General features: G+C 35.0%; 20 protein-coding genes and 3 tRNA genes. 16 read left to right on the top strand and 7 right to left on the bottom strand.

All coding sequences use genetic code 11. The features are described 5' to 3' along the window. Positions 1–44 precede the first annotated feature (44 nt). A complete protein-coding gene (locus tag BUR19_RS17050; RefSeq protein WP_074236687.1) occupies positions 45–797 on the bottom strand; it encodes a hypothetical protein in 753 nt (250 codons plus the stop codon). 57 nt (positions 798–854) lie between these two features. On the opposite strand from BUR19_RS17050, the gene BUR19_RS17045 reads away from it, so the two are divergent. Beyond that, a complete protein-coding gene (locus tag BUR19_RS17045; RefSeq protein ID WP_074236686.1) occupies positions 855–1,289 on the top strand; it encodes an RNA-binding S4 domain-containing protein in 435 nt (144 codons plus the stop codon). Here BUR19_RS17045 and BUR19_RS17040 read toward each other — a convergent pair. Next, positions 1,286–1,801: a shikimate kinase gene (locus BUR19_RS17040; RefSeq protein WP_074236684.1), complete on the bottom strand. Its 516-nt coding sequence runs from the start codon at positions 1,799–1,801 to the stop codon at positions 1,286–1,288. The two genes, BUR19_RS17045 and BUR19_RS17040, sit on opposite strands and share 4 nt — an antisense overlap. 109 nt (positions 1,802–1,910) lie before the next feature. Here BUR19_RS17040 and BUR19_RS17035 point away from each other — a divergent pair. The 3 genes from BUR19_RS17035 to BUR19_RS17025 all read left to right on the top strand — a co-directional run bounded on the left by BUR19_RS17035 (position 1,911) and on the right by BUR19_RS17025 (position 2,263). Beyond that, a tRNA-Lys gene (locus tag BUR19_RS17035) sits at positions 1,911–1,983 on the top strand. 36 nt (positions 1,984–2,019) lie between these two features. Next, positions 2,020–2,102 (top strand) — tRNA-Leu (locus BUR19_RS17030). An 88-nt stretch (positions 2,103–2,190) separates the two neighbouring features. Next, positions 2,191–2,263 (top strand) — tRNA-Lys (locus BUR19_RS17025). Between the two features lie 95 nt (positions 2,264–2,358). Here the strand turns inward: BUR19_RS17025 and panC are convergent. Next, the gene (gene panC, locus BUR19_RS17020; protein WP_074236682.1) at positions 2,359–3,204 is read right to left on the bottom strand and encodes a pantoate--beta-alanine ligase; all 846 of its coding nucleotides are present in this window, start codon (positions 3,202–3,204) and stop codon (positions 2,359–2,361) included. A 295-nt stretch (positions 3,205–3,499) separates the two neighbouring features. Here panC and BUR19_RS17015 point away from each other — a divergent pair, with 295 nt between their 5' ends. From BUR19_RS17015 to BUR19_RS16955, 12 genes are all read left to right on the top strand, one after another. Then, entirely contained in the window at positions 3,500–4,270 is a 771-nt protein-coding gene (locus BUR19_RS17015; RefSeq protein WP_074236681.1) for a glycogen/starch synthase, read from the top strand. A gap of 20 nt (positions 4,271–4,290) precedes the next feature. Continuing rightward, the gene (locus BUR19_RS17010; RefSeq protein ID WP_245799100.1) at positions 4,291–5,895 is read left to right on the top strand and encodes a DUF4270 family protein; all 1,605 of its coding nucleotides are present in this window, start codon (positions 4,291–4,293) and stop codon (positions 5,893–5,895) included. A gap of 11 nt (positions 5,896–5,906) precedes the next feature. Beyond that, positions 5,907–7,760, top strand: coding sequence for a glutamine--fructose-6-phosphate transaminase (isomerizing) (gene glmS / locus BUR19_RS17005; protein ID WP_074236677.1), 1,854 nt, complete (start codon positions 5,907–5,909; stop codon positions 7,758–7,760). A 106-nt stretch (positions 7,761–7,866) separates the two neighbouring features. Further along, positions 7,867–9,291, top strand: coding sequence for a T9SS ring complex lipoprotein PorK/GldK (gene porK / locus BUR19_RS17000; RefSeq protein WP_074236675.1), 1,425 nt, complete (start codon positions 7,867–7,869; stop codon positions 9,289–9,291). Between the two features lie 46 nt (positions 9,292–9,337). Continuing rightward, positions 9,338–10,015: a type IX secretion system motor protein PorL/GldL gene (gene porL, locus BUR19_RS16995; protein ID WP_074236674.1), complete on the top strand. Its 678-nt coding sequence runs from the start codon at positions 9,338–9,340 to the stop codon at positions 10,013–10,015. 47 nt (positions 10,016–10,062) lie between these two features. Further along, positions 10,063–11,631, top strand: a complete 1,569-nt coding sequence (gene porM / locus BUR19_RS16990; protein WP_074236673.1) for a type IX secretion system motor protein PorM/GldM — start codon at positions 10,063–10,065, stop codon at positions 11,629–11,631. A gap of 49 nt (positions 11,632–11,680) precedes the next feature. Further along, positions 11,681–12,898, top strand: coding sequence for a type IX secretion system ring subunit PorN/GldN (porN, locus tag BUR19_RS16985; protein ID WP_074236672.1), 1,218 nt, complete (start codon positions 11,681–11,683; stop codon positions 12,896–12,898). Positions 12,899–12,955: 57 nt separating this feature from the next. Continuing rightward, the gene (locus BUR19_RS16980; protein ID WP_074236670.1) at positions 12,956–13,987 is read left to right on the top strand and encodes an NAD(P)/FAD-dependent oxidoreductase; all 1,032 of its coding nucleotides are present in this window, start codon (positions 12,956–12,958) and stop codon (positions 13,985–13,987) included. A gap of 79 nt (positions 13,988–14,066) precedes the next feature. Then, positions 14,067–14,780, top strand: coding sequence for a phosphoadenylyl-sulfate reductase (locus BUR19_RS16975; protein WP_074237029.1), 714 nt, complete (start codon positions 14,067–14,069; stop codon positions 14,778–14,780). Positions 14,781–14,798: 18 nt separating this feature from the next. Beyond that, a complete protein-coding gene (gene cysD / locus BUR19_RS16970; RefSeq protein ID WP_074236669.1) occupies positions 14,799–15,707 on the top strand; it encodes a sulfate adenylyltransferase subunit CysD in 909 nt (302 codons plus the stop codon). Positions 15,708–15,799: 92 nt separating this feature from the next. Next, positions 15,800–17,038 (top strand): sulfate adenylyltransferase subunit 1, encoded by a 1,239-nt coding sequence (locus tag BUR19_RS16965; protein WP_074236667.1) that lies wholly within the window; start codon positions 15,800–15,802, stop codon positions 17,036–17,038. A gap of 18 nt (positions 17,039–17,056) precedes the next feature. Next, positions 17,057–18,349, top strand: coding sequence for a TSUP family transporter (locus BUR19_RS16955; protein WP_083600814.1), 1,293 nt, complete (start codon positions 17,057–17,059; stop codon positions 18,347–18,349). Between the two features lie 4 nt (positions 18,350–18,353). Here the strand turns inward: BUR19_RS16955 and BUR19_RS16950 are convergent, their stop codons facing one another. The 4 genes from BUR19_RS16950 to BUR19_RS16935 all read right to left on the bottom strand — a co-directional run bounded on the left by BUR19_RS16950 (position 18,354) and on the right by BUR19_RS16935 (position 25,673). After that, the gene (locus BUR19_RS16950; RefSeq protein ID WP_074236666.1) at positions 18,354–18,869 is read right to left on the bottom strand and encodes a hypothetical protein; all 516 of its coding nucleotides are present in this window, start codon (positions 18,867–18,869) and stop codon (positions 18,354–18,356) included. Between the two features lie 84 nt (positions 18,870–18,953). Further along, positions 18,954–21,212: a TonB-dependent siderophore receptor gene (locus BUR19_RS16945; RefSeq protein WP_074236664.1), complete on the bottom strand. Its 2,259-nt coding sequence runs from the start codon at positions 21,210–21,212 to the stop codon at positions 18,954–18,956. A gap of 147 nt (positions 21,213–21,359) precedes the next feature. After that, on the bottom strand, positions 21,360–23,270 hold the full coding sequence (locus tag BUR19_RS16940; RefSeq protein ID WP_074236662.1) for an ABC-F family ATP-binding cassette domain-containing protein: 1,911 nt from the start codon (positions 23,268–23,270) through the stop codon (positions 21,360–21,362). A gap of 96 nt (positions 23,271–23,366) precedes the next feature. Then, the gene (locus BUR19_RS16935) at positions 23,367–25,673 is read right to left on the bottom strand and encodes a M14 family zinc carboxypeptidase (protein WP_074236658.1); all 2,307 of its coding nucleotides are present in this window, start codon (positions 25,671–25,673) and stop codon (positions 23,367–23,369) included. Positions 25,674–25,737 lie beyond the last annotated feature (64 nt).

The following is a 25,737-nucleotide window of genomic DNA, read 5'->3' as shown; positions in this document are numbered from 1 at the left end:
CACGATTGAAATTTCTCCCTTTTTATTTTTAGATGAAAATCTAATTAATTTTCATTAGTTTTTCTTGCTCTGGTATTATAAAGCTGGAAATTGAAAACGAAACTTCTGTTTCTATAAGCAGTGCCATAAATGGAATTATCTCTTCCATAAGCAGCTCTGGATGGCACTATAATCACACCTTGCATGTTATATTCTGCAGAATTATCTAAATCAAAAGATTTGAAATATTTTAAACCTTCTTGAAAGCCCTCGATTTCATAAAAATCTTTTCCAATATTTGTGCTATTAGCTTTGTTATAAGCTTCTAAAACGGATTGTTTAACGTAAAAATAATTTGTTGGATTCAAGAGAGAGGTATCAGATATAACGTTTCCTGAAGCAATTGAATTTACAAAAGTTGATTCATTATTATATATAATTTTATCATCTACTTTTGCAGAAGAATAACTTTTTGCAAATTGAAATATACTAATAACATCTGTAGTTCCAACCTCTTTACCAGGATCTGGCTGTGCACCTGGTCTTACAATATAGATAACTCCTGACGGAAGTGTTTTATAATCATAATCAATCAGTTTTTTCTCATTATCATCTGTGGTTACAGTATCATCAAAAGCAGTGATAACACCTTTGCTGTTAAGATAATTTTTGGTTAAAAAATCTTTTGCTGCTGCATCGTCATAGGTTTTTTGTTCCTCAACTGATATTTCCGGAACAACTTCCTCTTCATCACGATCCTTTTTGCAGCCTTGCAATACGACTACGGAAAGAGCTATTCCTAAAAGTATTTTCTTCATTTTTTTATTTAATGTTAAATTGCGATTAATTTTAACGTGACAAAAGTATAAAAAATTATGAGAATAGATAAATTTTTATGGAGTGTAAGATTTTATAAGACCAGAACCATTGCAGCAGATGAAATAAAAAAAAATAGAGTAAGCATAGGAGAAAATGTTGTAAAATCTTCTAAAGAAGTGAAAAATGGAGATATTATAAAAATCAGAAAAAATCAAATCGATTATAAAATCAAAGTTATAGATATACCGAAGAGCAGAGTAGGAGCCAAATTAGTTTCTATCTATGTAATTGATATGACGGAGAAAGACCAATATGAAATCTTGGCAATGAGAAAATCTTCACAAGATTATTACAGACAAAAAGGTATCGGTCGACCGACCAAAAAGGACAGAAGAGATATGGACGACTATTCTGCAGGTGATTCTACTGAAGATATGGATAATGATGATTGGGATGTATTTTTCAATGAGAATAAAGACGATGAAGATTAAATTTTTAAAAGTGATATAATTTCGTCTGAAATTAAATTAGCACTTTTAGAATCTGTATCAACAGTGAAATGAGCTTGAGAATAATAAGGATTTCTCTCAAAAAGATGTTTAGCAATAAACTCGGGAACATTAGAATCTTCTAATTTGGAAATCAAAGGTCTGGTGTGTTTTTGTAAAAGAACACGTTCTGTTAAAGTTTTTACAGAGCTTCTCAAAAATATACTTTTAGATTTTTCATTGATGATTTCCATATTATTATAGTAAACAGGAGTTCCTCCGCCAAGACTTAAAATAATGTTGTCTTCTGAATTTAAAATTTCTTCCAAAATCCTTTTTTCCTCTTTTCGAAAGAAGATTTCACCCTTGTTTTGGAAGATTTCTGGGATTGTTTGGTGATGCTCTTCAGAAATCTTTTGATCAAGGTCAATTAATGTGAAATTTATTTTTTGGCTCAAGTTTTTGGAAATGTGAGATTTACCACTACCCATATATCCCAATAGAGAAATAATCATAATTTTATTTTAAACAAAGTTCGAAAAAAATTTTGAGATTTTAAAAAAAGCCCTATCTTTGCACCACTCTAAACGGAACAACATATGTTGCTAAGTTTAAGAAGTGGCCGACCTGGTAGCTCAGCTGGTAGAGCAATACACTTTTAATGTATGGGTCCTGGGTTCGAATCCCAGCCAGGTCACTAGCAAATAAATCCGTAGCGATACGGTTTTTTTTTGCCTGCGTGGTGAAATTGGTAGACACGCCATCTTGAGGGGGTGGTTTCCTAAGGATGTGCTGGTTCGAGTCCAGTCGCAGGCACTGCAAAAATTTAGATAAGAGATAATCGATATTTGATTTGTAATTTTCTAATCATTTATCTCTCATCAATTATCATTCATCAAAGACCGACCTGGTAGCTCAGCTGGTAGAGCAATACACTTTTAATGTATGGGTCCTGGGTTCGAATCCCAGCCAGGTCACAATTTACGCAAGTAAATTTTTTTCATATTAATATTTTGTGATTTGGTGTAGAAGCTTCTTGTAAAAGAAGCTTCTTTTTTGTTTAAATCTATCTTTAATCCAAATGAAGATTGTCAATTAATCTTACGCTTCCAACGTTCACAACTATAAAAGCTCTGTAGTTTTTGTTTTCTGATAAAGAATCAACCTCTTTCAAAGTTTCTTCATCCGCAATCATAAAATATTCCAAAGCCATTTCTCCTTGGCAGAAGATATTTTCAACTTTTTCCTTGATATCAGAAATACTTAAGGTTTTTGTCCAGTCATTAACCTGCTTCAAAGTCTTATATATAATAGATGAAGTTTCTTTTTCAGTTTCAGAAAGTCTCATATTACGAGAACTCATGGCTAATCCGTTATGTTCTCTATGGATTTTCACACCGTGAATTTTGATTTTCAAATCCAAAACTTCAACCAATTTTTCGATGATTTTTAATTGCTGAAAATCTTTTTCTCCAAAATAAGCGTTGTCTGGTTGTACTTGTCGGAATAATTCTTCTACAACTGTTCCAACACCATCAAAATGTCCTGGTCTGGCAGCGCCTTCCATTTCGTTTTCGATTCCTCCAAAATTGTAACTTTTCCTTTCCATCCCGTTAGGATAGATATCTTCAACTCTCGGAATATATACTGCATCTACAAGATTTGAATTTTCTAATTTCTTGATGTCATCTTCTATGGTTCTAGGATATTTTTCAAGATCTTCAGGATTATTAAACTGAGTAGGATTAACAAAAATAGAAGATACTACAATATCGTTTTCCTTTCTCGCTTCCTGATAAAGTGAAATATGTCCTTCGTGCAAGGCTCCCATTGTGGGTGCGAAACCTATTGATTTGCCTTGTTTTTTTTGAGTATTAATATAATTTGAAAATGAATTGTAATCGTAGAAAACCTGCATTATTATATTGATGTTTATAGTTCAAAGGTAATAGTTTTTAGATTGATTTTATTAGAATCCAGATAGTTTCATTCAAATTTAAAAACATTTAAATGATAAAAATTGTAATTGAGTGACTTGTAATGTTTAATAAATCCATTGTTTCATTTAGAAATTAACATTTAGCTATAATTAACTTGTTGATATATAATATGTTTGAATGTTAAGTATTAATATTAAGGAAAATAAATGTTTTGATTTAATTTTTTGTAATTTTGCAAAATGAAGTTTTTGTACTTCGTTTAAAGTAAATTTTATGCCTAATCAAAAGATTTTATACGTTACTACGGAAATGTTTCCCTACCAAGAGGAGACAAATATCGGGAGCTTGGTACACAAAATGGCGCTGAAAATGCACGGCGGAGGTAACGATGTAAGGGTTTTTATGCCTAGATTCGGACAAATCAGTGAAAGAAAATTCCAATTACACGAGGTAATCAGACTTTCTGGGATGAACATCATTATTAATGATCTGGATCAACCATTGATTATTAAAGTTGCTTCTTTACCTGGTGAGCGTTTGCAGGTTTATTTCATTGATAATGAAGAGTACTTCAAAAGAAAACAATATTATTTTGATGACGAAGGAGCACCATTTGAAGATAACAACGAGAGAGCTGTTTTCTTTGCAAGAGGTGTTATAGAAACTATCAAAAAACTAAACTGGGTTCCGGATGTTATCCATTTAAATGGATGGATGTCAGCTTTAATCCCGATTTATTTGAAAACTTATTACAAAGACGATACTTATTTCAAAGATACCAAAATTGTTCTTTCTGTATATAATGAGGATGATATTCCGTTGAATGAAAATACCAAAGAAATTTTGGAATTCGATAATATTTCTGGTCTACAATCGTTAGATAAACCAAGCTTCTTGAATTTTGTTAATGCAAGTATGGATTATGTAGATGTCATCGTAAAAGGAAATGAATTTCTTGAAGAAAAACTTGAGGAGGCTTATGGGAAAGCAGATGCTGAAAAATCAGACTATCTGAATGCAGATTCTATAGCTCAGGTTTATTAATTACTATTGTTCATAAAATAATGATAAAAATAAAAACATTAATGAAGTTGCTTCCGTTCTTGTTGATGGGAGTAATTGTATTAAATTCTTGTGAAGGAGATTTAGATGATCTAGGGTCTCAATTGGTAGAAGGAGCAGATGGTGCGGATCAAGCATATAGTATTATCGCTTACAATATTAATAATAATGATGTTATCCAATCAGATGCGTCTAAACTGGATAGTGTTAGAATAGGTAATTTTGAAGAGGATGTTTTCGGAAGTCAGAAAGTATCATACCTTACTCAGTTAAGATTGGATACTTATAATCCTGATTTTGGAAAAAATCCTGTTATCGACTCTGTAGTTCTTACTTTGAAGCCGAGATACGCTACAGATTCTCTTACTACAAATACAACCGAAGATTATATTTACCCAGATGGTTCTGTTGCTGCTAAAAAGGTAGTTACGACATATCCTGTAAGCAAATACGGAAGAACCAAAAACGGAAAAGATAAATTAGTCGTTAATATAAAAGTGAATGAAGTAACCGACTTTATGGGCGGAGCTTCAGATTCATTATCTTCTAATAAAGCTTTTGCGATAGGTTCGGAGATTGGATCCAAATCATTTAATGGAACAATAAACTCTGTTGTGATTACAAAAGATTCAGATGGTACCGAATTGGTAAATAATGCAGTTTCTCTTCGTATCCCACTGGATAAACCATTTTTCCAAGATAAAATTATCGCTAAACAAGGTAATCAGGTTTTAAAGGATGCGGCTTCTTTTATCAGATATTTCAAAGGAATCAGCATTTCTGTTGATGAGCCAAAAGGTTACCTTTTTTCTATGGCACCTAACGATGCAGGAATTGTAATTTATTATAAGAACGATGTTACTGCAACAGATGGAACCGTTACAAGGACAAAAGCACAAACTACTTTGAATTTAGGATCTGGTAATACTCATTTTAGTAGTATTATTTTCAATAGGCCTACTGATTATACGACTGCAATGGGCTTAGCTGTTAAGGCTAAAGATTTGGATAAACCTGAAGTGCCTCAGTTTTCAGTTACTGCAGCTGATAAGCTATATATGCAAGGAATGGGCGGAAGTAGTATTGGTTTAAGAATCCCTGCTGGTACTATTTTATCGCTTAAAAAACTATATAAGGAGAATAAAGTAGGAATCGTTTCTGCAAAACTTCGTTTATTCAATGATGATACAACTTGGAAAAATTCATACAGAAAACCAAGCAGTTTAATCGTTCGCCAAAATAATGAAACTGGATTTTTACCAGATATGACAGAGTTGGCTAGTGCAGGCTATTCATTAATAAAAACAGCTAATCTTTCTACAGAAAATGCATCTTATGATATAGGAATTACGGCATCTTTAAAGAAAATTATCGAAGATGAGACTTATGATGTTACAAAAGGAAAAGACTTTATTGTTAATGTCGGAAGTTATTTAAGTGATGCTTCTACTGGTCTTTTATTAGGACAAGCATATAATGACAGAGCTTATAATCCGTACCGTATCGTGCTTAAAGGAACAGATATAAATAATCTGGGTAATGCGGGTGAAAAAATATTAAATACTTCTAAGGTAGCTCAGCTTAGAATAATATATACTAAAAAATAAAAACATAAACTATGTGTGGAATTGTTGGATATACAGGTTTTAGAGATGCATATGATATAGTAATCAACGGGTTGCGTCGTCTGGAATATCGTGGTTATGACAGTGCTGGGATTATTTTAGAATCTCAAAACGGAGATTTGGAAGTTAAAAAAACCAAAGGAAAAGTAGATGATCTTGTCGCAATTTCAAAAGGTTTGAAGGAAACTGCTAAATTAGGGATGGGTCACACAAGATGGGCTACACACGGTGTTCCTAGTGATAACAATTCTCATCCACACCTTTCTAATAATGGTAAAATTGCAATTGTGCATAATGGTATTATAGAAAATTATGATACGATTAAAACAATGCTTATCAATAAAGATTACGAGTTTAAATCTGAAACAGATACAGAAGTTTTAGTAAATCTTATCCAGTATTTTATGGATAAAGAGCCTGCTTTAGACTTTCCGGAAGCTGTAAGATATGCTTTGAACGAAGTTTATGGCGCTTATGCGGTTTCTGTGATGCATGAAGATTTTCCAGGACAGTTAGTAGTTGCGAGATTAGGTTCTCCTTTAGCTGTTGGTATTGGTGAAAACGAGTATTTTGTTGCTTCTGATGCATCACCATTTGTTGAATTTACAAAAGAAGCAGTTTACCTTGAAGAAGGTCACATGGCGACAATCTCTTTAGAATCTGGAATCGACATAAGAACAATTAAAGAAAATGCTAAAATCGAGCCTGCTATTCAAGAGCTGAGACTTAATCTGGAACAAATAGAAAAAGGTGGTTACGATCATTTTATGTTAAAAGAAATCTTCGAACAGCCAAAGTCTATTCACGATACAATGAGAGGCCGCCTTTTGGTTGATGAAGGAATCATTAAAATGGCTGGTATCTGGGATCATTTAGATAGGTTGACTAATGCGGAAAGAATTATCATCATTGCTTGTGGTACTTCTTGGCATGCCGGATTAATAGGCGAATATCTTATTGAAGAGTTTGCCAGAGTTCCGGTAGAAGTAGAATATGCTTCAGAGTTCAGATACAGAGATCCAATTATAAGTTCTAAAGATGTAGTTATTGCAATTTCCCAATCGGGTGAAACGGCTGATACAATGGCTGCCATCAAATTAGCTAAAGAAAAAGGGGCTTTCGTTTTTGGAATTTGTAATGTTGTCGATTCTTCAATCGCTCGTTACACAGATGCTGGTGCTTATACACACGCTGGACCAGAAATTGGTGTAGCTTCTACAAAAGCTTTCACTGCACAATTAACAATATTATCATTAATTGCAATTAAGTTAGGTAATCATAATGGAAATCTTGGAAAAGCAGATTTCATGAGATTAATTACTGAATTGAATGCTATTCCGAAAAAAGTAGAAGACGTTCTTAACTCAGTAGATGAAACAGTTAAAACAATTGCTTCCAAATTTGTTGATGCTACCAATTTCTTGTATTTAGGTAGAGGTTACAATTTCCCTACAGCTTTGGAAGGAGCTCTTAAATTAAAGGAGATTTCTTACATTCATGCTGAAGGTTATCCTGCTGCTGAAATGAAGCACGGACCTATTGCTTTGATTGATGAAAATATGCCAATTGTTATTATTGCTCCAAAAGTTGGACATTATGATAAGATTGTGAGTAATGTACAAGAAATCAAAGCTAGGAAGGGAAAAGTAATTGCAATTGTCAACAAAGGTGATATGCAAGTTTCTGCAATGGCGGACTATATTATAGAGATTCCTGAGACATCAGAATGCTTCTCTCCAATCTTAGCATCTGTACCTTTACAGCTATTATCATATTATATTGCTGTGGCTAGAGGAGCTAATGTAGATCAGCCTAGAAACCTAGCAAAATCAGTTACTGTAGAATAATTTTGTAGTTTGTGAAATATTCTTTAACAAATTACGTTTTCAATTAAAATTGATAATTATTCATAAAAAAAATTATATATTTACCGCTTAATTTCTTTAAAATAGGATGAAAAGGATATTATTTATATTGTTGTCAACTTCGGTTATCATTTCTTGTTCCAAAGGTGGAGGGAAAGGTATTACAGGTAACCCCGGAATCAAGGGTGAGCTTGTTCCAAGAGGATCTTCAAAATCATTTATAGCAGAAAGACCTTATGGGATGGTTCCAATTCCTGGTGGATCTTTTGTAATGGGTATGGCAGATCAGGACTTTGCGAGTACACCGGAGAAAGCAATGCCAAAAACTGTGACAGTTTCTTCCTTTTTTATGGATGAGACAGAGGTTACAAACGCAGAATATCGTGTTTTCATCAATGCTGTTAGAGATTCAATTGCCAGAGGCTTATTAGCTGAAGCTGCTGGAGAAGGTGGAGGAGAAGAAGGCGGAAACGGCGGGTCTATTGCTGACTATGCTTATGCTTCTAAAAAAACTGGTGAAGAGGCAAGTCCTTATCAGAAATTTTTGGAATCTCAAGGTGGTAGAGATGGTTATGATGAATCTAAAAAATTAGATAAAAAAGTACCATTAACTTATAATACTTCAGCTTATCCGGATGAGAAATATGCAGAGGTTTTAGAATCTATGTACTTACCTGCTGAAAAGAGAATCAATAATGAAAGAATCATTGATTGGTCTAAGATTAAATATAATTATCAGTGGGAAGATGTTGCTTCTGCGGTAAAAGATAAAGATAGAGGGACTAAGTATCTTAAGAAAGAAAGTATTGCCGTTTATCCAGACACTACAGTTTGGGTTAAGGATTTTAACTATGCTTACAATGAGCCTTTGTTTGATCAATATTTTTGGCATAATGCCTATAAAGAATATCCTGTTGTTGGTGTAACTTGGGATCAGGCTAGAGCTTATTGTGATTTCAAAACTAAAATCAAAACCGATTATAACAACAGTCTTAAAAAGAAAAAGCAAAAAGCTATGAGATTCCGTCTTCCAACAGAATCTGAATGGGAGTATGCTGCAAAAGGTGGAATCCAAAATGCTACTTATCCTTGGGGAGGGCCTTATTTGCAGGATGATAGAGGATGCTACTTAGCCAACTTCAAACCTAAAAGAGGTACTTATATAGAAGATGAGAAAAAAGGAACCTATACTTACACAGGTCCTGTAAAAAAATTCCCTAAAAATGGATATGGTTTGTATGATATGGCAGGAAATGTTGCAGAATGGACAGAGTCTCCTTACAATAACTCAACTTACGAATTCTCATCAACTTTAAATCCATATTTATCTAACCAAGCTTACAGAGAAGTTAAGAAAACTGTAAGAGGTGGTTCTTGGAAAGATGTAGGTTATCTATTAATGACTGGGTACAGAGATTGGGAAAGAAAAGATTCTGCAAGAAGTTATATCGGGTTCAGAACTATCCAGGATATTCCAGCTGGAGCAGGTAAATTCACAAGAAAAACAAAATAAATTATAAAATAAACTAACTTTTACTAACTAACTAAAAATTGAAAAAATGTTTAAAACTAAAGAATCAATAACTAACTTTGTTTATTCGTTTGGTGCAGCTATCGTAATCTTAGGTGCTTTATTCAAAATGACGCACTGGCACGTAGGACCTATTACTGGTAACGTAGCACTTGCTGCAGGTTTGATTACAGAAGCAATCATCTTCTTGTTCTTCGCATTCGATCCACCAGCAAAAGAAGAAAATTATGCTTGGGAAAACGTTTACCCAGAATTATTGGATGAGTCTGCTGAAAGACAACCAAGAAAAGTTGTTGCTAAAGTAGAAAATAAAGAATTGGAAGTTTCATTATCTGACAAGCTTGACAAAATGTTAGCTGATGCTAAATTAGACGTAAGCTTATTCGAAAGATTAAGAGGCGGAATTGATAAATTCTCATCTTCCGTAGATCAAATCAACCAAACTGTAGATGTTTCTGCTTCTACTCACAAATATAACGAGCAATTGAATCTTGCTGCTTCTCACCTTGAGAGTATGAATGCTTTATATGCTTTACAATTGGAACAAGGTCAAAAACAGTCTGAGTTCAGTAAAAAATATGTTGAAGATATCCAGAAATCTGCAGCACAATCAGAAAAATTCAATGAGGAATTACAAGGTTTAACTTCTAATCTTAATAGCCTTAACAGAGTTTATGGTGGCATGCTTAGCGCAATGAAGTCTTAATCACTATCATTTTAATTATTGTTTAACATTTAAATTATTGTATTAAAATGGCAGGAGGTAAACAGACACCACGTCAGAAGATGATTAACCTGATGTATTTGGTTTTCATTGCGATGCTTGCAATGCAGATCGATCAGGAAATCATCAGATCATATAAAGATACCAATCAATCATTAACTGATACCAGACTTACAGTTCAGGACAAGAATGATAAGATTTTCAAAAAGACTTTAGAAGCTAAGGCTGTTTCTTCACCAGAAAACTATGGTCCATTGTTAGATCAGTATAAAGGTTTAGAAGGAAAAACTAACGAATTAGTTAATTTTATCGAAGACCTTAAAACTAAAATGAGCACCGAAGCTGAGTACAATCCTACTTTGGCTGTTGAAGAAAGTTTTACTGCTCTTAACAATACTGAGCCAGCTACTAATAACTTCTTTAAAGATGGTGATGAAAAAAACCCATCTAAAACGGCTACAGATCTTCAAGCTAAGATTAATGGCTTAAGAGATTTTATTGTAAGTACTTTCGGAGCTAATCCTCAATTGAAAGATGTTGCTGAAAGAGCTAAAAAAACACTTGTTGCAGATTTTCCTAAGGGAGATAAAAGAGCTGCAAAAGGGTGGATCCAGTATAAATTTTATAACCAACCATTAGTTGCTGCACTTTCTAACTTAGAAGTTATACAGTCAGAAGCTAGAAACTTGCAGTCAGATGCAATCACTTCTATGCTTCAGGAGAAAGTGGATGCTGATATCAAATTTGATGCTTACGAAGCTTTAGTATCTGGACCAAGTTCAGTTATGAAAGGTGAACCAGCTCAAATTAAAGTGGCGATCGGAACTTTTGCTAGTTCAGTACCTGGTCTATCAATTTCTGGAGCTCAAGTTGTAAATGGACAAGGTATTATTACGCCTAATACAGGTTCTACTGGAGAGCAAAAATTCCAAGGGACTATTACATTTAACGATAAAAATGGAAAGGCACATTCACTTCCATATGCACATACACTTAATGTAGTTTCTGGTGCAGAAGCACTTAAAGAACAGAGTGGTGCAATCTTAGCAGCTGACAAAATGAATGTTCTTTACAGAGGACTTTCCAACCCAGTTTCAGGATCAATCTTAGGTGCAGATCTTAGTGCTACTACTTTATCAGCTGCTGGTGCATCTGTTAGCGGAAGCAGTGGAAAATGGAATGTTACACCAGGTTCTGGTAATGAGGTTACACTTACAATTGCTGGAAAATCACCAAGTGGAAAAACAATTACTCAGCCTTTCAAATTTAGAATTAAAAATATCCCTCCACCAAGAGGAGAGATCAGAGGTAAGAGTTATGACGTTATGCCTGCAAACATGATTTCAAAACAAACTTTAACGGCTACGCTTAAAGATTTTGATTTCCCTGTGTCTTTTAACGTTGTAAGCTTCAAAGTTAAAGTTCCTGGTAAAGCAGTAATGACTGTAAACGGAAACTCATTAGCTCCTGTTGAACCTTTAACAAAAGGCTTGAGATCTGGAGATAACATAGCAATCTTTGATGTTCAGGCAACTGCACAAGGATTAAGTGGGGTAGTACTTCCTAATATTAGTGGGGTTGTTATTAGTGCACTATAAAAAATTAAAAAACAGTTTATCTGATTGATTTTATATTTCAATACTTATTATGAAAAAGATTATATATAGTTTAATTTGTCTTTCCTCAACAATGGTTTTTGGACAGAGTAGCATTCTTAATGCTAATTCGCCACAGACTTTCAGAGAAGATCGTGAGATTAAGAAAGATAGTATTACACCTCTTAAATATGGATTTATCGAGGATAAAGACATCTTAAGAAGTATGGTTGTATGGGAGATTATTGATATGAATGATAAAATCAATCAGCCTTTTTACCATAATGCTGATGGCTTGGTTTCTCAAAACAAGTCTCTTTATCAGATCTTATTAGATGCTGTTAATTCAGGTAAAATAAAAGAAGTTTATTCTGGCGATGATTTTACAAGCAGATTAACTCCTGAGGGAATTGCTGCTGCAACGTCTGTTCCAATGGTAGATAATTATTTTACCGAAATAATGAACGCTAATAAAATCGAAGATGCAGAAGCGCAAAGACTTTTAAAATATTTTACTTCATTAAAAGGAACTGGTAACAAGCAAGTTGATGGAATGTTTATGAAATATTCTACTAGACTGGCGGATGTTTTGGAGTATAACGGAGCTGCTCAGCCTGCTGCTACTGAAGAAACTGTAACTACTGGTAAAGGTAAAAAGAAAAAAACTGTTAAAAAAACAACCAAAGCGCCTTCTATTGAACCAGGGACTATGCTTGTGAACTTAGACGGTTCTTGGTACAAAATCAAGAAAAGTGACATTGAAGCCAATGTTGGTTTTTCTGAAACCAAAACTGAAAAAGTTAAGGCACTTAAGTTGATGGGAATGTGGTATATCGATAAGAGAGATACTCAATTAAGATATAGACTACTTGGAATTGCAGCGATGGGTGAAGATCCAAATGCGGCGATTCTAAAAGCAGAAAGAGCACAACAAATGCAAGAATCTGGAGCTCCGGTTGATCCTTCTATCTTAAATGAAGCTGGTGATTTAATTGATCTTTTCTGGATCTATTATCCGGATGCTAGACAAGTTCTAAGCAGCAATTATATCTTTAATGCTAAAAACTCTACTTCTGATATTACTTTTGATGATGTTCTTAATGCAAGAAGATTTTCATCAGTAATCTATAAAGCGGACAATGGTCTTGGTAGAGGCGGAAGCGGTATCATCGATGAGTATATTCCGAATGATGCAGAAGGCCAATTGGAAGAAAGCGACAGAATCAAAGCACAGATTCTTCAAATGGAAAATGATATGTGGAATTACTAATATTTCTCATAATCCAAATAAAAAAACCTGAGTATCTTTACTCAGGTTTTTTATTTTATGAAACAGGTAGATTACATCATCGTTGGAGCTGGATATGCTGGAGTTTTCTTCGCTCATCAATTGATTAAGGAAAAGAAATCTTTCAAGATTTTTTATGATGAAAATATCTCCGCTTCTCAGATTTCTGCTGGCGTTTGTAATCCTGTTATCCTGAAGAGATTTAATACATTTTGGAAGTCCCAGGAACAAATCGATTATCTGGATGTTATCTTCAAAGAAATAGAAACTTATACTTCCAAAAATTATTTGATTGATGAAAATGTTGTTCGAATTTTTCATAATGATTCCGAGAAAGTGCAATGGACCAAAAATTCTCAGAAAGAAGATTTGAAGTCTTACCTTAACCCGGATTTTATAAAATTAGAGTCTGTTGAAAATTCTTTCGGAGCTGGAAAGGTCAATCAATCCTGCAGAATTGATGTTTCTAGTTTCTTTACAGATATATTGAATTATTTAGAAGACAACAATTATTTAATCAAAGAAAAATTCGATTATCAATTAATTGATACTGCAAACAATTCGTATAAAAATTTCACATTTAAAAATCTTATTTTCTGCGAAGGTATTGCAAGCAACACTAATCCATTTTTTAGTAATATTCCAATTCAACCTAACAAAGGCCATTGTTTGAAAGTTAAGTTAAATAAAGTTCCAGACTCTTACATTATTAAGAAAAAGCATTTCTTATTTAATCTTCAGAATGATAACTATTACTACGGTGGAAGTTATGACCGTTTTGATAAAACTAATAATATCAATGATGAATCAGTCGAAGAATTAAAATCAGCACTTAAGGGAATTTATAAAAATGACTTTGAAATTCAAGATATCAATGTAGCCTTTCGTGCGACGGTTGCGGACAGAAGACCAATTTTAGGAAGGCATCAGAAATATCAGAATTTCTACATCTTTAATGGATTGGGAGCAAGAGGTGTTTATAACGGAAGTTATTTTTCAAAAGTACTATTTGATTTTATCGAGAATAATTTGAATCTCGAATCCGAAATTGATGTTAAAAGATTCTATTAATTTTTTAACGTATTTTAAATTATACTAATTTGGTCAAAATTGAATGAATTGTTAAATTTGTACCTGATTACATTGAATGATGGAGAACGAACTAAAAAAAACTTACCAAAAACTTATAGATGAAAATATTGAATCAAAATCGATAGATGAAGTTCTGGAGATTCTGACAAATACTTTTCCCGATGAAGTTTGCTTTTCAACAAGCTTTAGTTTCGAAGACCAAGTAATTACAGATTTGGTCAAAGATTTACCAATAAAAGTTTTTACGCTGGACACAGGTCGATTATTCGAAGATACTTATAACACTTGGAATTTAACCAAATCCAAGTACAAACTACATATAAAAGCCTATTACCCAAATCCGGAAGAATTGGAACCATTCATTCAGGACAATGGACCGGATTCATTTTACAGGTCTGTAGAGAACAGGAAAACCTGCTGTGAGATTAGAAAAGTTCATCCGTTGAAAAGAGCATTGAAAGGTAACAAAATCTGGATTACAGGACTCAGAGCAGAACATTCTGTAGCGAGAGAAAATCTTTCTCAATTCGAATGGGATGAGTCGAACCAAATCATCAAGTATCATCCAATCCTATTCTGGACAACGGAACAAGTAAGAGATTACATTAAAAAAAATAATATTCCTTATAATGTTTTGCACGACAAAGGTTTCGTTAGCATTGGTTGCGCGCCTTGTACAAGAGCAATTCAGCCAGGCGAAGATTTTCGTGCAGGTCGCTGGTGGTGGGAAGATGCCAGCAAAAAAGAATGTGGACTTCACGTTCATAAATAACAATTAATTAAGATTAAAATGTCAAAATATCATTTGGATTATCTGGAGCAGTTAGAATCCGAAGCCATTCATATTTTCAGGGAAGTTGCGGGGCAGTTTGAACGTCCAGCTTTGCTTTTCAGTGGAGGTAAGGACAGCATTACCCTCGTTCATCTAGCACTAAAAGCTTTTCGTCCAGGCAAATTTCCATTTCCGTTAGTTCACATCGATACAGGTCATAATTTTCCCGAAGTTCTGGAATTTCGTGACCAATTAGCTGAGCAGATTGGAGAAAAACTAATTGTAAGAAAAGTAGAAGACACTATTAAAGAAAAAGGTTTGAGAGAACCCAAAGGTAAATTGCCGAGCAGAAACGCACTGCAGACTTTCACATTGTTGGACACCGTTGAAGAATTCGAATTCGACTGTTGCATTGGTGGCGGAAGACGTGATGAGGAAAAAGCCAGAGCCAAAGAACGTATTTTCTCCGTTCGCGACGATTTTGGGCAATGGGATCCGAAACTTCAGCGTCCCGAGCTTTGGAACACTTACAACGGAAAAATCCACAAAGGAGAACAAGTGAGAGCGTTTCCAATCAGTAACTGGACAGAATTAGACGTCTGGAATTACATCTTGAGAGAGAATATTCAATTACCTTCGATTTACTTCTCACACGAACGCGAAGTTCTCAATTTAGATAATCAATTCATCGCAATGAACGAGTTTGTCAATCTTGATGAAAATGATGTCGTGACCACAGAAAAAGTTCGCTACAGAACAGTTGGCGATATGACATGTACTGCAGCAGTATTATCGGAAGCGAGTAATCTAGAGCAGGTGATTGCCGAAATTATCACCACCAAAACCAGCGAACGAGGCGAAACAAGAATAGACGACAGAACTTCGGAAGCCGCAATGGAGGACAGAAAAAAAGCAGGTTATTTTTAATTATTAATGATGAATGATAATTGATGAATGATTATAATCTAAAGCTAATTGTAAAATCATTTATCAACTATTAACTATCAATTATCAAAAAAATGGACATATTAAGATTCATCACAGCAGGAAGTGTAGACGACGGAAAAAGCACACTGATAGGCAGATTATTATACGATAGCAAAAACATTCTGATAGACCAGTTGGAAGCTGTTGAACGCGCCAGCAAATTCAAGAATGATGGCGAACTTGATTTAGCTTTGTTAACAGATGGTTTGAGAGCAGAACGTGAACAGGGAATCACCATTGACGTGGCGTACAAATATTTCTCCACACCTAAAAGGAAATTTATTATTGCGGATGCACCCGGTCACGTTCAGTACACCCGAAATATGATTACCGGAGCCAGCAATTCGGATTTGATTATCATCCTGATTGACGCTCGAAACGGAATCATAGAACAAACCAAAAGGCATTCGATTATTGCATCATTACTTAACATTCCGAATGTTGTAGTGGCGATTAACAAACTGGATTTGGTTAATTATTCCGAAGACATTTTTAACAATATCAAAAATGACTATTCAGAAATGGCAGAACAGCTGTCATTGAATAATGTCGTTTATATTCCAATTTCGGCTTTAGATGGTGACAATATCGTTGATAAATCTGAAAACCTGAATTGGTATGAGGGAAAAACTTTATTGGATTATCTGGAATCTGTGGAATTGGAAAATACAATCAATCTGGACAAAGCGAGATTTCCGGTGCAATACGTCATTCGTCCTCAGACAGATGAACTTCACGATTACCGTGGTTACGCAGGGAAAATCTCCAGCGGAATCTACAAAGTTGGAGATTCGGTGACGATTTTACCTTCCGGAACTGAAAGTAAAATCTCAGCCATCGAAATCAATCAGGAAAAAGTAGAAGAAGCTTTTGCTCCTCAAAGTGTGATTTTGCATTTGGAAAATGATATTGATATCAGCCGTGGCGATTTGATTGTAAAATCCGACGACCTTCCAAAAATTGAACAGGAATTAGAAGTTCTCGTTTGCTGGATGGGCGATAAACCGCTGAAATCTGGTGCAAAATATTTGATTCAAAACAACACAACTCAAGTAAAAGGTGTCATCAAAGAAATTGAATACAAACTCGATGTCAATACTCTGGAAAAGCAGGAAGTGGAACAAGTTTCTCTCAACGAAATTGTAAAATTAAAATTAAAAACAGCAAAACCTTTGGCTTATGATTCTTACAAAGATTTGGCGACAAACGGCGGAATCATCTTTATCGATGAATCCAGTTTTGTAACAGTCGGTGCAGGTTTAATTCAATAATTTTAAATAAGAAAAACCTTGACATCCAAAATTTCACTTCCGGTTTTTATCAATGCATCGACTAACAAAATCCTGATTGTCGGCGGTGGAAAGTTAGCTTCTGAACAGCTCAATGATTTGATGCAGAATATTCCGGATGCTAATATCAGCGTTCTTGCCAAGAGACTTTCTGATGATATCAAAAACCTGTTGCTGGAAAATACTTCGGTCAGGATTATTAATGAGGATTTTGATGATTCATATTTAGAAATTGCAGATTTGTTCATTGTGGCGACAGAAGATTCTGCTCAAGATCAATTGATAATTAATAAAATTAAAGAAAGAAAAAACTTATATTTCGCTCCAAGTCTCCCTTCTGATCAAGATTTTTTCTTTCGTGGAAATAATGATTCGCAAGAGAGGAAATCTCTTTTCATTATTAATGGCGAGAAGAAATGGCGAAGGATTGCAACTGTGTTTTTCTGGGCATTTGTCGTTTTGCTGATAGGAAATATAGTGTCATTTTATATCGGATTCAAAGATTTGCAAGTTGCTTATCAATATCTGAATCATAATACAGATGAACGATTTTTCTGGTTATTTTTGGTCGGATTTTTAGCACAATTGATTGATGGCGCATTAGGAATGGGCTATGGTGTGACTTGCACAGCCGCACTTTTGTATATAGGGATTCCTTTGCCGGCAATCAGTAGCAGTATTCATACAGCAGAGATGTTTTCCAGCGGCGCTTCCGGATTTAGCCACTATAAATTTGGGAATATCAATAAGAAATTATTCAAAAATATTTTGATTCCGGGAGTTATCGGAGCAGTTTTGGGTGCATTGCTTTTGTCTTATTTCGGGGAGAAATATGCCGGAATCATCAAACCGATTCTGGCAACATACACTTTCATCCTTGGAATCAGAATTTTGTTCAATGCTTTTAAGAAAAATAAGAAACGCAAAAAGACCAAAAGGGTTGGTTGGCTTGCTGGAGCTGGTGGTTTCTTGGATTCCTTTGGTGGTGGAGGCTGGGGACCATTAGTCACATCAACCTTGATTTCGAAAGGAAAAACCCCACGTTATATTATCGGAACAGTGAGTTTAACGGAGTTTTTTGTAACCTTCGCCAGTGCATTGACATTCTTTTCAGTCATCGGAATCAGTCATTGGCAATTGATTGCCGCTTTGATTTTAGGAGGCGTTCTAGCTGCTCCAATTGCTGCAAAACTGGCAGGGAAATTACCTCTTAAAGCAATGTTTGTCGGAGTAGGATTAATGGTTATAATCTGGAGTCTTAATGTTTTATTGAAGGCTCTGCATTTTATTTAATTGTTTAAATAAACGTCAAAATCAAAGCAATTACCAATCCGATAGCTGTGAAAACCATACCGCGTTTGAAAGCTTTTGTCTTAGGATTAAACATCCAGAAACTAGAAATTACAAAGAAAAATAAGGAAATTCCGAAGAATGTATTCAGTGGAGATAGTGTGTCTTTGGATTGAGATTTGTGAAGTTTCGTCATTTTGTCTAAAACGAATGGTAATTCTTTTTTAGAATATTTTGCTTCTCCTGTTTTCATATTATAAGTTCCCTGCTTGAAAAACATTACATCTCCTTCCGTTTTCTCCACTTCAAACCCTTTGATTTTGATTTCTTTTCCTAGTTTTTTCTCATCCAAATTAGCCTCGAATTTCTTCTCATAACTCTTTTCCTTTTTAAGAAAATCTGTATCTCTGTAAACCAACAAAACGCCACTGATAGCATAAACAGCCATTATTCCAGCCAAAAAATAGCCCAGATATCGGTGCGTGATTCTCATAAACGTTTTTGTATTCTTGATTTTATCCATTTTTATATTTGTTTTTTAAATTTGAAAAAGTGGAGACAAATGTATGACTCCACTTTTATTTTTAGAAATTTGATTTGATATTTATTAAAGTTTATATGTCAAAGTCACATAAAAGTTTCTTGGCATAATTGGGTTTACCGAGTAGTTCTCGTGAACATTATAATTTAAAACATTGAAAGCATTAGCCAATTTCCCTTGGATAAGGAACTTTTTGTACTGATAACCTACGCTGAAATCAACTTGAGTAAAATCAGTCATTGGTATTAGTCTATCTGTTTTTTGATTACCATTTGCATCCTTCAAGTTATTCCATCCACCATAACGATTTCCGGTATAAAATGCTGTCGCTCCAATCTTAAGACCTTTAACATATTTATCAAAAGTGTAGAAAACTGATGCATTGGCAGTGTTCATTGGTGTTCTTACAATTCTTTCGCCTTCAATAAAACTTCCATCCGTGTTTGGTGTTTCGAGGTAGGTCATATGATTATAAGAATATCCTGCTATTACAGAAAGATTTGGTAAAGGATTACCGGTAATGTCAACTTCCACACCACGGCTTCGAGTTTTACCTGTAAGTTCTTTGATGTTAGTGTCCGTATTCACTTGTCCCACACTGTTGAATGGTGCCATCTGTGCAAGATTACTGTTGTCAATTTGATAAGCTGTGGCATTAAAAGCTAAAGTGTTTGAAAACAGATTTTTCTTGAAACCCACTTCCCATTGGTCTACAATTGACGGGTCCAGCGATTGACCATTAATGTCATTTCCTGTATTTGGAACAAATGAATTGGTGTAACTGGCAAACGTCATCAAGCTTTCTGTCCATTCATAAACTAAGCCAACTCTTGGTGAGAAGGCATTTTTACTAAGTTTACCAGCTGTAGATGTTTTGCTGAAATTTTGTGTATCAAATTGATAATTAGTTTTCAAAACCGGCATATTCTCCAAATAAGACCATCTGATTCCAGCCAGCAATTTGAATTTTTCGGTTATGGAAACCAAATCTTGAAGGTAGACGCCAGCTCTTCTTGTTGGTGTTCTTGTCAAACTTTGTTTTGATGTTTCTGGTTTGTAACCTGAAGCCCAAGTAGATTCATCTGTTAAAAGAACGTTTCCACTGGCGTTATTCCCGTTGGTTCCATAAGTTAAAGCGCCATTGTTCCAGCTTCCATTTTGTTTTTGTAGAAAATAGGTATAACTGTCAGACTGAAGATAGTCAGCGTCTGCACCGAAAAGTAGTTTATGTTTAACTTGTCCCGTCTTGAATTCTCCGTTTAAGTTAGCTTGCAAAGAACCGTAGTTTTGTTCGTTATAAGTCTTGGTCAAACTTCTGTTCCAAAGATAAGAACCGTTGTTAGGCTGAAAATTCCACTGCATTCTTTCATTCCCGAAAAAATCTTTGGTATAATTCTGATAAGAACCAACAACATTCAAGTTCCAGTTGTTGTTGATTTGATGATTCAAGGTGACCGTGCTTGTAGCCATTTGTGCGTTCTGATACTGAAAATCAACACCAGCATTTTTACGAATGTCAAGTAAATCGTTGATCACAGACCTGGAAGTTTTTGTGTCCAGAACCAATGTTCCAATTCCAAAGTCCGGAGTGAAATAATTTTTCAGATAGTCACCTTCAACGATTAATTGCGTTTTGTCTGAGATATTGAAAAGAAAACTTGGGTTGAAGTAATATTTTTGAGACGTTATATTATCACGGAAACTGCCTTTATCTTCAAAAGCACCATTCACACGGAACGCAGAACTTTTTGAAAGTGCATCGTGGAAATCCAGAGCTACTTTATAATTGTCCCAACTTCCCGCACTCAAGGCAACGCTTCCTCCTTGGTGAAATAATGGTTTTTTGGTAATCATATTGAGGATTCCGCCGGGTGCTACATTTCCGTAAAGAATGGCCGCACCGCCTTTCAGAACTTCCACTCTTTCCATTCCCGAAACTTCTGGAAAAATACCGCTGTTGACACGAGCACCGTTTTTATATATATTCTCGTTGCCAAAAGTGTAACCTCTTGCACCGAAACTATCCTGAGAACCACCTCTAGCAGAAGTAATATACATTCCGTTGATGTTTCGTACGACATCCGACAATTGCTGTGCCTGTTGTTGTTCGATGATTTCGTGAGTTACAATAGCAGTGGCCTGCGGATTTTCCATCACGTAAAGGTTGGACTTGGTAGTGAAAGTTTTTGCCTTATTCGGATTTCCCGCTTTATGAAGCTTGACATCTTCTATGGTTCTTACATTCAGTGAATCTGTTTTCTTTTCCTGACCGTAGCCAAAAACAGACAAAGTAATAAGACCTATTGCAACAGCATTTTTTCTCATAGTTTATTTAGAATATTTAAAAACTGTGCAAAAGTATAAAATGTGTTAACACCTACCCAGTATTATTTTAAATAATTCTAAATAATAATATAAATATGATTTAATTGACTTAAAATCAAAATATTATGATTTTATGATATTTATCAATTATTCCTGAAGCTCCAACCAACGCATTTCAAATTCTTCCAATTTTCCGGAAATCGACTCTAATTCGGAAGATAGTTTTGAGATTTTGTCGTAGTCAGATTCGTTGTTGAGTTGTTCTAATATTCCGGCTCTTTTCTCTTCCAGCTTTGGCATTTCTTTCTCGATGGTTTCCAACTCGTGTTGTTCTTTGAAAGATAATTTCTTTTTTGGTTGCTGGTTGTTGGTTGCTGATTGTTGGTTGGTCACATTGAGCGGAATCGTTGTATCTTCTGACTTCCGACTTCCAGCTTCCAACTTTTCTTCTTTTGGATTTTTCTCCTCGTTTTTCAGATGTTCTCTGTATTCTGAGAAATTCCCAACAAATTCTTTGATTTTTCCGTCACCTTCAAAAGCCAGAACGTGGTCCACAATTCTGTCCATAAAATAACGGTCGTGCGAAACGATGATTAAACTGCCTTGGAAATTCTGAAGAAAATTCTCAAGAACCGTCAATGTAGGCAAATCCAAATCATTCGTCGGCTCATCAAAAATCAGGAAATTTGGGTTTTGATAAAGAATATACATCAAGTGCAGACGACGTTTTTCTCCACCAGACAATTTTGAAATGGGCGAATATTGCGTTTGGTCATCAAACAAGAATAATCTTAAGAACTGAGAAGCAGAGATGGTTTTACCATTAGCCAAAGGGAAATTCTCACCGATTTCTTTTATGAAATCAATCACTCTTTCGTCCTCTTTATATTGCAAACCTTTCTGTGCAAAATAGCCGAATTTAATCGTTTCTCCGGTTTCTATTTCGCCGGAATCTTTTGGTTCAAAACCTTGGATGATATTCAGTAAAGTCGATTTTCCGGCACCGTTTTTTCCAACGATTCCCACTTTTTCACCTCTTTGGAATTGGTAAGAAAAATCTTTGAATAAAACTTTCTCACCATAACTTTTATTGATGTCCCGAAGTTCAAGAATTTTATTTCCCAATCTTTTCATTTCGAAATCCAGTTCCAGCTTTTCTTTTCTGGTGTCGGTTTTCGCTACTTTTTCGGTTTCGTAGAAGTCATCTTGTCTGGATTTGGACTTCGTGGTTCTTGCTTTTGGCTGTCGTCTCATCCATTCCAACTCCTTTCTGTAAAGGTTTTGTGCTTTATCAATCGTTGAGTTCAGATTGTCCTCACGAATCATTTTGTTCTCAAGATAAGTCGCATAACTTCCGTTGTGTAGGTAGAGATTGCCGTCTTCCATTTCCCAGATCTTGTCGCAAACGGCATCCAAAAAGTAACGGTCGTGCGTTACGAGAAGCAAAGTGATTTTAGCCTTACTCAGATAGTTTTCCAGCCATTCTACCATTTCCACATCCAAGTGGTTGGTCGGTTCATCCATAATCAATAAGGTATGGCGATGTTCAGCTCTGGTTTCTGTCAAAAGTTTTGCAAGCGCAATTCTCTTGATTTGTCCGCCGGAAAGCGTTCCCATTTTCGCTTTCAAATCTGTGATTTTGAGCTGAGAAAGGATTTGTTCCATTTCGTTTTCCAAATCCCAAGCCTTATGGATTTCCATCTCTGCCAAAGCCGCTTCCATATCATCAGGATTTTCAGAAGTTAATGCGTAATGGTATTTTTTCAAAGCTAAAATTGGGGCAGAATCCAAAGTCATCATAAATTCTTCTACAGACAATTTCGGGTCAAAATCAATTTCCTGGTCAAACAAAACTACCTGAATGTCTTTGTTAATAACCGTTGTTCCGCTGTCGGCAATTTCTTTGCCCATCAGGATTTTCAGAAGGGTAGACTTTCCGCTCCCATTTTTGGCAACGATAGCAATTTTGTCGCCTTCGTTCACGTGGAAATTGATATTTTTGAATAAGATTTTAACGCCGTATGATTTGCTAAGATTTTCTGCAGAAACGTAATTCATTTTTTTGTTGGATGATGGAGGTTAGAGATTGGGTGTTTATTTGAGGTGCAAAAATACGAAATAAAAAAGCGATTCGTTTGGGAATCGCTTTATCTATTATTTTTTGATGAATTTGATGACTTTCTCATTATCTAGCTTGAGGAGATATTCTCCAGAATTCAGGTTTGAAACATCAATTTTATTTGAATTTATTTTTCCAGTTTTCAGCAGTTTACCATCCAAAGCATATATTTCAAAACTTTTTTTGTTCTCTGATGAAATGATGCTAAGCACAGATTTTACAGGATTTGGATAGATGCTTATACTTTTTTTATCAGTTTCATTCACATTTAAAAAATTCTCGATAACTTCAAGCTTTATGTCATCCAGATAGATTCCGTCTTCTGTAACAGCTTGATCTGCAATCAGGCGAAAACGAATCTTAATATTTTTTCCAATATAGTTGGAAAGCGATATTTTTTCAAATTTCCAACCTTCAGATTTTCCATCATAAAGAGGTTGGTTAATGAGTTGATCGGCTGATCCAAGATTTGTGAATTCTCCACATTGCGTTTGCCAAGTGCTTCCGCCATTGTCCGAAACTTCAAAAATTGCGGAGTCGTATCCGTTTTCTATGTTCCATTTGGTTTTGAAACTGATCCAGGCAGCTTTTACATTAGTCAAATTGTAAGAATTTTTTGATGTGATAGAGGTCTGAGAACCATTGGCATAATTACCATTTGGACTGTCTGTGATAGAACTTGGAGACGAAGAAGATGCCGCATTGGTAATTCCCCAACTTCCTGTTTTATTCCAATTGTCCATTGTGTTTCCTTCGTCATTTAATAAAACTTTAGAAGTCCCGAATATTTTTGAAATAGGAATGGTTTGAACAAAATCGCCATTGTCAATTTTCAAACTAAAAGAAACCAGATCTCCAACATTTGGAGATTCTGTGATGTTTCCAGAAAAAGATAAGTTAGTAGAAGAGCCTTGTGCGGAATCTGGGATGTTGGAATTGGCATTGGTAATATTAATTCCCGGTGTATTACTTACCAATGTCACTGCAGATGTGCCGGTTCCGAGTCCTATTTTTCTTGCAGAAATATCAATTGTGAAAGTCTGCCCAGAAATGTTGTAATTACTTTTGTCCTCGATAGTATAATAATTGTACAAAGATTTCAAAATAGAAAGATTTGAAAATAACATTCCTCTATTGTTGATGCTCACTTGAGAAGGCGTATCCCAAAAACTAAATCCATTTTCCGGTGTGTAGGCAAATATTTTTGGTTTTTGAGGAGTAGGATCATACATCCAATCGTCAGATGATCCGGATGTGGGATATAGCGCGGAAGAAAGTTGATTGATATAGCCACTTTTCTTTACCATCTCATCGCCAAGTATGGTAAATATATCGTGATCTGGCGTTGGTTGGTCATAATCAAAACCATAAGGGAAAAGCATCAAACCAGAAAAAGTATGATTGTTGATGGCAACAATAAACTGATTCTGTTCGCAAAGCCATTTTATAGCTTGGTTTTCTGGTTCGGAAAAAGGAGCTGGACCACAGTAGGTATCAGAAGTTGGATTTGTAGAAATTCCCGTTGTTCCCCATCTTGCATCATAATTTCTGTTGTTGTCAACACCAAAAGAACCTCCATTGTTTCTTCTGTTTTTTCTCCACATTCCGCCACCGTTCGGATTTGTGTTCCAGTTGTAGAAAAATCCGTCTGGATTTACAATTGGAACTATGTAGAGTTCCGTCTTGTCTAGAATCGTTTTTATTTCAGGATCGGAAGCGTAATTTTCCAAAAGATACCACATAAAGTAAATCAATTGTTGCATAGATCCGGCTTCTCTTGCGTGGTGAAGTGCGGTGAAAAGCAATTTCTTTTTTGGAGTATTGATTTGATTATTGCTAAGTTTTACTAAGAAAATATCTCTGTTTTCCGCGGTCTTGAAAGTACTGATTGGTGCTTTGTCCGTTATGAGATTGGGATACAGCGTATGCATTTTCGTCAAATCCTGAAAAACTTCATTATAATTAAGAAAACCTGCCATACTTCCAGTTCTGTAATTCACAGGGTCAGAATAGGTACCGTTGCAAGCTGGAGTAAAATTTTTGAATGATGTATTTTTTTCTTCAAGATATTTTTTGTGAAAAGTTTCGATGACGTTTTCATCCAAAATTTTGACTTGAAATTTTTCTGATTTCAATTTTTCAAGAATTTCGCTGGAAACAATGGTCTCTACAAAATGACCTTTTTTTCCTTTAAAATGATCCAACTCAGCGATTTCCAATATTTTTTGAAATTCTTGTTGAGAAGAGTAAGGGATTTTGATTTTCGAAAATTGCTCCGATTGCGAATAAAGTTTTGTAAAACAAACGCAGGTTAGAAATAGAAAAAGTAAATTATTTTTCATTATTTGATTTTTAATAATTCGATAAATATAATTAAAAATAGATATTGTGTGTAGATGATTTTCT

The organism is Epilithonimonas zeae, assembly GCF_900141765.1.
Lineage (GTDB): Bacteria > Bacteroidota > Bacteroidia > Flavobacteriales > Weeksellaceae > Epilithonimonas > Epilithonimonas zeae.
The sequence above is the reverse complement of the archived record's forward strand: the minus strand, read 5'-3'. Positions and strand labels throughout refer to the sequence as shown.